Genomic DNA, 10414 nt, shown 5'->3' with positions numbered 1-10414 from the left:
TTACCACCATGATCAAATGATAATACATCAAGTACACTGAATGTGCATTGTGATCTATATTTTCCATAAAACCAGTCCTTTTTTGAATAATCATCTTATCGACTGATTTTATTATACCATGAATTGTATTGTAGAACAAGTGTTCTTTTTTTGCTTTTTTGCAATTCATCTCCCACCTGTAGAGGAAGGAGAATTCTTGCTATATATTATGTTAAAATCATATAATTTATCAATATACAGATGAATGATTGTCTGGCAATGCTCTTTCACAATCACACCATCATAGTCATGTGCAAGCTGATTTCGTATTTTCAGCATATCAATCCACTCATCACCTGTGATCAGCTTCGCCTGAAAAGACTGTTTCAGTACTTCTCTGGGAGAGCCTGTAACAAATCCGGTAATTGCATAATATTGTACCAGAATGTCTTTCATAACCTTCCATGCCAGATCAAACGTAATACTGAATTTTGCACTGGTTCCACTGAGTACAAACGAATCTGATAAATCACGCTCTCTGGCTTCTGCCAACAAATCCAGGGAGTTTTGAAATGACTCAAATCTTCTTATAAATTTCTCGTCCGTATTGTTTAATGTCCTCCAGCAATAACTGATTTTTACAGGTATCAAGATCAACAAGATCAATTGTATACAATGTTGGAATATCTTCCAGAGCTTCCTCCAGTTCAAAAATATCACTTGATGCCACGCCTGACACTGCAATATCAATATCACTGCGTTCTGTTGCGGTGCCTTTTGCTCTGGATCCAAACAGGATTATTTTCTGTGCGCCATAGTTTCTGCATCTTTGTGTAATTTCTGCTATAACTTCATCGATTTGCATAATCTTCTCCTTATCTTTTCTCAATTATAACAGATTTCCAGTTATTTCTGAAATAGAATTATCTCACAGGTATTATTTCTCAGCAATAATCTTAATATCCCCATCTTCACTCTTAAGTTCCAGGGAATCCTGTGGTTTATTTTCTGTGATGAGTACTTGCTCACCGTCCTCATCTGTCATTACTTTTCCCAGCTTTTCCGGTATATCAATATCGCTTGCCTCTGCCTCTATGGAAAGATCTTCAGCCACTTCTTTTGGAATGCCAAGTTTGATGTTTCCCAGGGTACTTGTAATCTTGTTTTTGCCCTGGAATACAGTGTTTTCAGCTTTTACATCTCCATCATCCATTCTGATCTGGCTGTTTTTTACAGAAGTGTTTTTGAGATGCAGATCGCCAAGTTCCGTCTCCATTTCAAGGGAATTCAATGCACTGTCTTTAATTTTCACATCACCATCAGAACAGGAGATCACTGCCTTTTTTACTCCCAGAGATTCAATGTCAAGATCGCCATATCCCATCTTGCAGAAAAAACTACTCAAGTCGTTTTTTTTCGGAATATAGATTGTCACCTTATTAGAGTTCTCGATCACATGGCTCTGGCCAAGCATCTCCTGAAGAAAGTTAATATCAATGTGGATATATGAATACGACTCATGCCCCTGCTTCTCCACAATATTCAATGTATCATCCTGAACCTGATAGGAAAGCGGAAGCATTCCGTCATTTGTTTCAATATTATAAGCAATATAGAAATTATCATCATCCGATTCTTTCACATCCAGATCCAGATTCCGAAGATCGATATTCACGGCAGAAAACGCATCGAGCTTTGTCTTGCTCAAGATCGCATGACTGTCGCTTGAATCCATCGTTGCAGTTCCGCTGATTCTGTTCAGGTCTGCTGATTTTATATAATTTCTACCGCCTGATGCAACGCCAACACCAAAGAACAGAATACCCACTGCACAAAAGATACCACCGACTGCCAGTAAACGCTTATTTGTTTTTTTCATGATTTTTACCCCTCTTTCCAGCTAATACCTGGGCCAGCTTGACAAGAAGCATGCCTGTCCATTTACAAAGATAAATTCCGAGGATATACAGAAGGATCGCACATCCGATTCCAAAGAGTCCGCAGCCAGTCACTGTCAGTGCGCCTGATAACGAATACGGGAAGGAAACAAGTCCTCTCAGCAACAGTTTACCACCAATCAGTAACACGCCGAATGCAGCAATAAAATCACTGAAGATCACACAGACAACACAAATCGCAACTGCAAAAAGTACTGCAAGCAATGCGATAAAAAGCGGCACTGTCACAGGCGTTGACAGGATTGCAAGAACCGAGAGCGTGATAATTCCTTTTTTACTCTTTTTCTCCTCAATATCTGTGTCCTGTTCCTGTAACTTTCTATCCAGAAGATTACACATCAGATCCGCAGCCGCTTCCTTCGGAGTTCCCAGTTCCTCCATCAGTTTCTGCTGACCTTCTTCGTCCGTATCGCTGAAATATTCATTAAAATATTCAATTGCATCTTCATAATCCTGCTTCGGAAGTTTACGAAGATATTTCTGCAATTTCGCCATATATTCTTCTCTGGTCAATTTCTGATCCTCCCTTCAATGATTCCGTCAATCGTATCTCTGTAAGAAACCCACTCTTTGTGAAGATACACCAGTTGTTCTTTGCCGGAATCGGTGATAGAATAATACTTGCGTTTACGTCCCTGAAATTCCTGAGAATAGGTTGTGAGATAACCGTTTTTCTCAAGTTTCTTCAGGATGGGATATAGAGTGGATTCTTTGATATCAGCCACGATCTTGACGGTCTGGCTGATCTCATATCCGTAGGAATCCTGTGATTCTACCACGGACAGGATCAGAAACTCTATAAGTAATGCTGATACGGGATAATACATCCGATCACCTCCATAAATAATATGTAAAATAATTATATATAAAAATTTTATATATAAAATATATACATATTCATGCTAAAAGTCAAGGAGTTTTTTAACCAATGAAGAAAAAAGCATTTAAAGCCGCGTTTCCATACACGATCCCTATCGGTATAGGTTTCCTTTTTCTGGGAATGTCCTACGGATTTATGATGCAGAGCAAGGGATTTTCCGTATGGTATCCATTCTTTATGAGTATGTTTATCTTTGCGGGCTCCATGGAATTCGTGACAGCCAATCTTCTGCTGTCGGCATTCAGTCCGATCGCAGCTTTCTTTCTGGCACTGATGGTCAATGCCAGACATTTATTTTACGGACTTTCCATGCTGGATAAGTACAAAAATACCGGCTGGAAAAAGTTCTACCTGATCTTCGGCATGTGTGATGAATCTTTCACCGTCAACTGTACAGTAACACCGCCGGATGATGTAGACAGGGGATGGTTCATGTTCTTTGTCAATCTGTTAAATCAGATCTACTGGGTATCTGCTGCTACAGCGGGAGCACTTCTCGGATATGTGGTCCACTTCGATACAACAGGAATTGATTTTGTCATGACCGCCCTGTTTGTTGTAATGTTCCTGAACCAGTGGGAAGAAGCCAAAGATCATCGTCCTGCTCTGGTAGGGCTGATCTGCTCCGCTGTCTGCCTTCTGATTTTCGGAAGCAGCAATTTCATCGTTCCGTCCATGATCTTCATCATCGTGTGCTTTACAGCAGAACGTAAACTCTCAAAGAAACCGGAGGTGGCTGCGAAATGACAATGACAACAACACAGGCGATCATCACCATTGCGGCAGTTGTCCTTGGAACAATGGCAACACGTTTTATCCCATTCATTATTTTTCCGGAGGGCAAAAATCCACCGGAATTCGTCAAGTACCTTGGAACGGTACTCCCATATGCAGCAATCGGGCTTCTCGTTATCTATTGTCTGAAAGATGTCTCTGCAAGCAGTACACATGGACTTCCTGAAGCAATTGCAATTGTTTTCATCGTACTGCTCCACAAATGGAAAAAAAGCACTCTTCTGAGTATCGGCGGCGGCACTGTCCTGTATATGGTACTGATCCAGACCGTTTTTCGCTGAATTTCTTTGCCCAAACAAAAAAACTCGGTATCGATCGAACATTCTGTATCCGGTCGATACCGAGTTTTGTATTTACTCAGCAATCTCATTGATTGCTTCTACTGTTTTGTTGTACTGATTTTTTACTTCTGCGTATAATGTCTCGTATCCATTCAGTTCTCTTCCGCGAAGTTTCTCTGTCAGCGCTTCACTTGGTTTGTAAAGATTGTCAAAGCCAAGGTTCAAACATATGCCTTTCAGTGTATGTGCAGCACGGAATGCGTGTTCTGCGTCCCCCTGCTCGATTGCATCTGTAAGATCCTGGAAACTTGGGTCTTTGAGGAATTTTACAGCAAATTTCTTGATCAGCATTTCATTTCCAAGTCTGGATAAAACTCCGTCATAATTTGCGCCCATTTTTTCATAACTTTCTCTAACTGTCATTCTGTATATTCTCCTTTAATTCTTATTGGTAAAATGCATTATGATTAATTAATTCCCCTGTGATCTTTATCAGTCAGACATTTTCTGAGGTAAGAGTTTACGTATTTGTCAATCATATTTCCGTTTTGCCCCCCCCCAATAAAATCAAGGTCTGTATCATTTTCAATTTCTGAACATTCTTTCTGGATATCCTGTGTGATAGATTCCATCAGATGTTCTTTGGTACTTTCATATTCTTCCAATTCTCTCATTATATTGCGTTTATAAGAAGCATTGTAATCTTCACTTACTACGATGCTGTCCCTTACCTTCTCCTGTGCTTCTACAAGACACTTCAGAAGGATCGGATTGAAGGCTCCACATTCGCCGTTAAGAATCATTTTCATTGCTTCTCTGTGCGTATACTTCTTCTTATAAACCCGCCTGCTGACAAGCGCATCATAAACATCTGCCAGTGCAACGACCTGTGCGGAAAGAGGGATCGCATCTCCCTTCAATCCGTCTGGATAGCCTTTACCGTCATATCTCTCATGATGCCATCTGCATATCTGATAAGCAATCTTGACAAATTCTTCATCCTTGAAGATTTCCATGTTTTCCAGCATGGAGGCACCGATCACTGTATGTTCCTTGACGATCTCTGTCTCCTCCGGTGTCAGCTTGCCTGCCTTGTTCAGTATCTTGTCATCAATGCCGATTTTTCCGATATCGTGAAGAGAAGCCGCTGTCGTGATCATCAGTCTGTCTGACCATAAAACATTGTACTTATCCGTAACCTGAACCAGCTGTTCCAGAAGGATTCCTGTCAGGATATTTACATTCAGGACATGTCGTCCACTTTCGCCATTTCGGAATTCTACGATCTGGCTTAAAATCTCGATCAGGATACGGTTATTCTTCTCTTTCTCATATACCTGATTGGTGATCAGGGCGATCAGCTTGCGCTGCTTCGCATAAAGTTTGATCGTATTAAATACTCTCCGATGAACAACTTCTGCATCAAATGGTCTGTTGATGTAATCAGATACACCCATCTCGTAGGCTTTCTTGACACTGGTCGCAGAATCCTCACTGGAGATCATGATTACCGGAATATCATCAATCCACTGATATTTATTCAGAAACTCCAGAACCTCAAATCCATCCATGACAGGCATCACAATATCGAGAAGCACCAGCGAGATACTGGTTCCATATTTCCTGATGACAGAAATACATTCCTCACCATTCTCTGCCTCCAGGATCTCAAATTCATCTCCCAGAATTGCTGACAGGATCTCTCTGTTCATCTCTGAATCATCGACGATCAGAATCTTATATTTATGAATAGATGATGTATTTGTCAGTGCCGGTGTTTCGTTCAGCAGGTCTCCCTCGGTCACTACCATGTTCTTGGTTGTCTTTGCCTGATACATATACTGATCTGCCCTGCGTATTGCTGACTCTATTGTCCCGCGTGTAGACAATACCCCGCCTATGCTGACAGACATACGAAGCTGTAAATACCCGGGTACTTCTGCGATATGTATCGCTTCCTGTATCTGTTTCAGTTTCTTGCGGAAAGAGGATTCCAGAATATCCGGCATTACCAGAAGAAATTCATCACCGCCAAATCGAACCAGCATATCTGTCTTACGGATATTGTTTCGTATGATCTTGACAACCGTCTCCAGGACAAGATCTCCTGCATTATGTCCATAAGTATCATTATAAAACTTAAAGTCATCCAGGTCGATCATTGCAACCCCGGCAACCATATCAACAGATTTGAGCTGATCCTCATAGTAACGCCTGTTATATGCACCTGTCAATGCATCCATATACAGTTCTCTGTCGTACCGAATCAGTTTCTTGAGCATCTCATCGCGCTCTTTCTTGCTTACCAGCGCATCTCCGTCCAGTTTGTTTACCAGTTCTGCCACGTATGGAACGCCATCGATCTTGATATATTTGGACACTACCTGGAAAATGCCATCATCTATAAATTCAAGTTTTGTTCTCTTACCTTTTTCTGCAAAGGCCGCCCTGGAAATGCAGTTATCACAACGGGAATTCTTATTCCAGAGCGCATAGCATTCACATCCCTCTGACATATCTGTACTTCCCTGAAGCCTTCCGGTCCGCAGTTCCTCCTCGTTAAGAAGGCGTACAATTGAAAATACTTTCTTCAGTTCTTTGAGCATGACTTCCCATTCATGCCTGGTCATATCATTTTCGTTTTGTGCTTCCATGGCATCCTTTCTTTTGCATACTTCTTTGCGTCTCCTATAAGATTATATTATACCATTCTCAATTTTGCCCGTAAAGAAATTTAAGGAATCTTCTTATTATTTTCTGCTTTTCTTTTTGCTTTTTTTACTGCCATTTCCAGCTTTCTTGATATTTTTTCTCTTTTTTTGAAGTCTGCTTTTTTTACGTCTGAATATCAGACTTGCGCCATAGAGTATTATCAGGAAAAATATCCCCTTCACTACATTTATAACGGTATGATCTGGTGTCGTTTCTTTCTGCTCTTCCGGAACTGTCTGCACTTTTTCCGTGTCGACAGATTCTTCCTCTGCCTCTATCTCCTGTGTCTGCTGTTCCAGATATGCAAATCCATAATTAAAAAGCTTGATCGTATCTGTATAATGTGTCATCTCACTTTTTAATACTACTGCGATCAGATTTTTATCGTCTTTCCTGGCTGCTGTTACTAAGGTATTTCCTGCTGCATCCGTGTAACCGGTTTTTCCTGCATAGGCATACTTATAAGAATAGTCTGTCCCATTCAAAAGCTGATGTTCCATTTCAACGATACAGCCGTTCGGATTATTCAAAGTTACCGGAAGCTGGTATGTCTTTGCCGATGCAATTTCCCTTACAGTGTCATTAGAAAAAGCGGCTGCTGCGATCTTGGCCATATCTTCCGCTGTAACCTTCTGCTCTTCTGCATTTAGTCCGGAAGGGTTCACAAAATTACTGTCTGTGCATCCCAGTTCCTGTGCCTTTTCATTCATATGTTCTGCAAATTTCTCATTACTTCCGGCAACATATTCCGCAAGCGCATTAGCCGCCTGATTGGAAGATTTCAACAGCATTGCATACATACAGTCTTCTACTGTCAGTTTATCGCCCGTTTCTAACTGAAGTGCATTTCCACTCCCTTCTTCCACTCCATAGACAGCATCGTACGAAAAAATAACGATATCATCCAGCTTTCCTTCCTCCGCTGTCACCAGTGCTGTCAGAAGTTTTACAATACTTGCGGGATATAATTTTTCTTTTCCATTCTTCTCATACAAAATATCTCCACTGTCCATATCCATTACAACTACAGCCTGTGATTCGATCACCGGTTCTTTCAATGTCTGTGCCCAGATATTCTGTGTAAACAGAATCCCTGATAAAATGCCTATTGTCAAATGAATTCCTTTTATCATGTTTCCATCCTGCAATTATTTTTTTATCTGATTATATCATATTTTCTTAATTATTACGAAATATTTTTTTAACAATTATAACATGTATATAATATAGTATTCTGCAATAACTGCCCAAAAATACATCAGACCCGCGGAAACAGCATTTTGCCCCGTATGTCTCGGGATTTTGCCATTATTCATTGCAAAACACCTCGTGGGATACTACCTGTGAACAGTTACATTTGTCGTTCAATTCACAATATTGTGAATAAATTTTCACTGGTAGAATGGTGTCGTTTGTGGTAATCTAAGAATAGATATTTTATAAAAAATTGTAACTGTTCACGTGATAATGGTTGCAATAAATTTTGATTCAGAAGGGAGAATCCAAATGCTTCAGGATGATTTTATACTGCGCCAGATCCGTGAAATGGTTCATGCTGTTATGAAAATGCTGTTTCAGGTAAGCGCATCCGAGCTTACCCCGGAAGTGATCGAAGACAGTACTGCCAGAACGACTCTTGAGAATCTGATCGCTCTGACCGATGAGGGTAAGATTGACGAGGCAGAGAACCAGTTATACGAAATGACCTGTGATGGTGACCGCCAGAATCTGGAGATCGGTCTTCTTTTTTATTATAATCTTAATGGAAAGGACGATGACTTCCTGGAAGTCCACAATTTCAGCCGTGAAGAGATCATGACCGGAATTCAGGATCTTGCTGACCGTTATCAGCTCAGTGGAATTGCGGAAGCATTCCGCACAGAAATCTTATAATGCTTATAAGGGAGGGATTTTTATGGAATCAAGAATGACCAAAATCAGTGCACGCGGCGACAAGAAAATTCAGCTTAAGGTAATTCCTGGACATTTTGCAACACCGCAGTCTCACATCACCCATTATCTGGACCTTACCACTATGCGTTCCAGAAGTTCAGAGGCACTTCGTGTCGCAGAGGCACTGGCTGCCAACTATGAAACAAGTATTCCTGTTGATACGATCATCTGTATGAGCGGACTGGAAGTTGTCGGTGCATACCTGGCAGAGACACTTACCAGAGCTGGTGTATATTCTATGAACTCACACCAGACTATTTATATCACTGCTCCGGAATACAATAACTCTGGTCAGATCATTTTCCGTGACAATATCCAGCCAATGATCAAGAACAAGAACATCCTGATCCTGGATGGTTCTATCACAACAGGCGAAACTCTGTCCCGTGCGATCGAGAGTATCTTGTACTACGGCGGCACGATCCGTGGTATCGCTGCAATTTTCAGTGCAGCTACCAATATTGCCGGACTGCCTGTTTATAGTATTTTTGATCACAGGGATCTTCCAAATTATGGTTCGTATCCTGCTTCCACCTGTCCTTTATGTGCCCAGAAACAGAAACTGGATGCATTGGTAAATGGCTTCGGTTATTCCAAGATCTAAGCTATTAAAAAGGGCCGCAAGGCCCTTTTTTTCTGGCAAAAATACCTTCTATACTTTCAAACACGAGGAGTTTTATTATGAATAAAAAAGAAATATCAGAAATCAAGAAACAGTTTACCCCCAACAACTGCGCCATCACACGAATCTGCGGCTGCTACGTTGACGGAGAAAAAAACAAAAAGACCAAGCTGAAAGAAGCATTTCTTTCTCTCTCCGAAGAAGAAATGTTCAAATACTTTGAAATCTTCAAGAAAACTCTTTCCGGTACTGTCGGCAAGAACCTGATCAATATGGAATTTCCTCTCGAGCAGGAAAAAGAAGGCGGCACACAGGAATTCCTTCTTCGTCTGCGCGGCAGTAAGTTACAGGATGATGCTATCCTGGATGAATTCTATGACAAAGTGATCGAATCTTACGATTACGGTGAGAATTATTATATCATCCTGATCCACGCTGTATACGATATCCCTGGTAAATCTTCTGATGGTCAGGAAATGTTTGATGCTTCCGATGAGATCTATGATCATATTCTGTGCAGCATCTGCCCTGTAAACCTTTCCAAAGCAGGTCTCTGCTACAATGCAGAAACCAACAATATCGAGGACCGCATCCGTGACTGGATCGTAGAAATGCCGGATCTTGGATTCCTGTTCCCGGTATTTAATGACCGCAGTACAGATATCCACGGACTTCTCTACTACTCCAAGAACGCAGAACAGCTCCGCAGTACTTTCGTAGATGAACTGTTTGGCTGTGAAACTCCGCTTTCAGCCGGTGGACAAAGAGATTCCTTCAATGCCCTTGTGGAGGAAACTCTGGGGGAAGACTGTGCTTATGATACTGTCATGAACATTCATGAGAAATTAAATGAGTGGGTTGAATCACAGAAGGATTCTCCTGAACCCGCTGTTCTCACCAAACCAGAAGTGAAACGTCTCTTCGAGGAATGCGGTGTCGAAGAAGAAAAAATGGAAACTTTCGACCAGTGCTACGAAGCCACCGCCGGTGAGAATGCATCCCTGATGGTATCCAACATTACCAACACCCGCCGGACCGAGATCAAAACCCCGGATGTCGTCATCCACGTAGACCCAGACCGCGCGGCGTTGATTGAAACCCAGATTATTGATGGACGTAAATGTATCGTGATTCCGATGGAGGGTGATGTTGAGATCAATGGTATCCATGTGACGGGAAGTTTTTCTGAGGATAATGCGGAGGAAATTTAATATCCTTACATAATAGAGCCCCC

At 41.4% G+C, this 10414-nt stretch carries 13 protein-coding genes and 1 pseudogene; 5 read left to right on the top strand and 9 right to left on the bottom strand.

Annotation, left to right across the window (positions count from 1 at the left end):
• From QZL69_RS14120 to QZL69_RS13405, 6 genes and pseudogenes are all read right to left on the bottom strand, one after another.
• Positions 1-67, bottom strand: a pseudogene (locus QZL69_RS14120) (IS200/IS605 family transposase); the annotation flags it as partial.
• Between the two features lie 98 nt (positions 68-165).
• Positions 166-531, bottom strand: coding sequence for an HI0074 family nucleotidyltransferase substrate-binding subunit (locus QZL69_RS13425; protein WP_022215706.1), 366 nt, complete (start codon positions 529-531; stop codon positions 166-168).
• A gap of 25 nt (positions 532-556) precedes the next feature.
• On the bottom strand, positions 557-868 hold the full coding sequence (locus QZL69_RS13420; protein WP_319638512.1) for a nucleotidyltransferase family protein: 312 nt from the start codon (positions 866-868) through the stop codon (positions 557-559).
• Between the two features lie 48 nt (positions 869-916).
• Positions 917-1858, bottom strand: a complete 942-nt coding sequence (locus tag QZL69_RS13415) for a DUF4097 family beta strand repeat-containing protein (protein ID WP_022215704.1) — start codon at positions 1856-1858, stop codon at positions 917-919.
• Positions 1842-2450: a DUF1700 domain-containing protein gene (locus QZL69_RS13410; protein ID WP_022215703.1), complete on the bottom strand. Its 609-nt coding sequence runs from the start codon at positions 2448-2450 to the stop codon at positions 1842-1844. The genes QZL69_RS13415 and QZL69_RS13410 overlap by 17 nt, the downstream gene beginning before the upstream one ends.
• A complete protein-coding gene (locus QZL69_RS13405) occupies positions 2447-2764 on the bottom strand; it encodes a PadR family transcriptional regulator (RefSeq protein WP_022215702.1) in 318 nt (105 codons plus the stop codon). The genes QZL69_RS13410 and QZL69_RS13405 overlap by 4 nt, the downstream gene beginning before the upstream one ends.
• A 101-nt stretch (positions 2765-2865) precedes the next feature.
• Here QZL69_RS13405 and QZL69_RS13400 point away from each other — a divergent pair, with 101 nt between their 5' ends.
• Positions 2866-3564, top strand: a complete 699-nt coding sequence (locus QZL69_RS13400; protein WP_022215701.1) for an AzlC family ABC transporter permease — start codon at positions 2866-2868, stop codon at positions 3562-3564.
• Positions 3565-3566: 2 nt separating this feature from the next.
• A complete protein-coding gene (locus QZL69_RS13395) occupies positions 3567-3893 on the top strand; it encodes a branched-chain amino acid transporter permease (protein ID WP_279591321.1) in 327 nt (108 codons plus the stop codon).
• A 72-nt stretch (positions 3894-3965) separates the two neighbouring features.
• Here the strand turns inward: QZL69_RS13395 and QZL69_RS13390 are convergent, their stop codons facing one another.
• From QZL69_RS13390 to QZL69_RS13380, 3 genes are all read right to left on the bottom strand, one after another.
• Entirely contained in the window at positions 3966-4316 is a 351-nt protein-coding gene (locus QZL69_RS13390) for an Hpt domain-containing protein (RefSeq protein WP_022215699.1), read from the bottom strand.
• A 44-nt stretch (positions 4317-4360) separates the two neighbouring features.
• The gene (locus QZL69_RS13385) at positions 4361-6547 is read right to left on the bottom strand and encodes a diguanylate cyclase (RefSeq protein ID WP_022215698.1); all 2187 of its coding nucleotides are present in this window, start codon (positions 6545-6547) and stop codon (positions 4361-4363) included.
• 96 nt (positions 6548-6643) lie between these two features.
• The gene (locus QZL69_RS13380) at positions 6644-7738 is read right to left on the bottom strand and encodes a D-alanyl-D-alanine carboxypeptidase family protein (protein ID WP_022215697.1); all 1095 of its coding nucleotides are present in this window, start codon (positions 7736-7738) and stop codon (positions 6644-6646) included.
• 373 nt (positions 7739-8111) lie between these two features.
• Here QZL69_RS13380 and QZL69_RS13375 point away from each other — a divergent pair, with 373 nt between their 5' ends.
• The 3 genes from QZL69_RS13375 (at position 8112) to QZL69_RS13365 (ending at position 10391) form a co-directional block, all read left to right on the top strand.
• Entirely contained in the window at positions 8112-8498 is a 387-nt protein-coding gene (locus QZL69_RS13375; protein ID WP_022215696.1) for a DUF6483 family protein, read from the top strand.
• A 22-nt stretch (positions 8499-8520) separates the two neighbouring features.
• Positions 8521-9162, top strand: a complete 642-nt coding sequence (locus tag QZL69_RS13370) for a hypothetical protein (protein ID WP_022215695.1) — start codon at positions 8521-8523, stop codon at positions 9160-9162.
• 77 nt (positions 9163-9239) lie between these two features.
• Entirely contained in the window at positions 9240-10391 is a 1152-nt protein-coding gene (locus tag QZL69_RS13365) for a DUF4317 domain-containing protein (RefSeq protein ID WP_022215694.1), read from the top strand.
• Positions 10392-10414 lie beyond the last annotated feature (23 nt).

Source organism: Blautia sp. CAG:237, from assembly GCF_000436615.1.
GTDB lineage: Bacteria > Bacillota > Clostridia > Lachnospirales > Lachnospiraceae > Blautia_A > Blautia_A intestinihominis.
Note: the sequence above shows the minus strand (reverse complement) of the source record. Positions and strands in the feature narration are given on the sequence as shown.

What these genes read in the sequence shown, in the direction of transcription:
- QZL69_RS13395 (WP_279591321.1), top strand. Translation starts at nt 3,567, where the DNA reads ATGACAACAACACAGGCGATCATCACCATTGCGGCAGTTGTCCTTGGA.
- QZL69_RS13405 (WP_022215702.1), bottom strand. Translation starts at nt 2,764, where the DNA reads ATGTATTATCCCGTATCAGCATTACTTATAGAGTTTCTGATCCTGTCC.
- QZL69_RS13375 (WP_022215696.1), top strand. Translation starts at nt 8,112, where the DNA reads ATGCTTCAGGATGATTTTATACTGCGCCAGATCCGTGAAATGGTTCAT.
- QZL69_RS13385 (WP_022215698.1), bottom strand. Translation starts at nt 6,547, where the DNA reads ATGGAAGCACAAAACGAAAATGATATGACCAGGCATGAATGGGAAGTC.
- QZL69_RS13370 (WP_022215695.1), top strand. Translation starts at nt 8,521, where the DNA reads ATGGAATCAAGAATGACCAAAATCAGTGCACGCGGCGACAAGAAAATT.
- QZL69_RS13365 (WP_022215694.1), top strand. Translation starts at nt 9,240, where the DNA reads ATGAATAAAAAAGAAATATCAGAAATCAAGAAACAGTTTACCCCCAAC.
- QZL69_RS13380 (WP_022215697.1), bottom strand. Translation starts at nt 7,738, where the DNA reads ATGATAAAAGGAATTCATTTGACAATAGGCATTTTATCAGGGATTCTG.
- QZL69_RS13390 (WP_022215699.1), bottom strand. Translation starts at nt 4,316, where the DNA reads ATGACAGTTAGAGAAAGTTATGAAAAAATGGGCGCAAATTATGACGGA.
- QZL69_RS13415 (WP_022215704.1), bottom strand. Translation starts at nt 1,858, where the DNA reads ATGAAAAAAACAAATAAGCGTTTACTGGCAGTCGGTGGTATCTTTTGT.
- QZL69_RS13400 (WP_022215701.1), top strand. Translation starts at nt 2,866, where the DNA reads ATGAAGAAAAAAGCATTTAAAGCCGCGTTTCCATACACGATCCCTATC.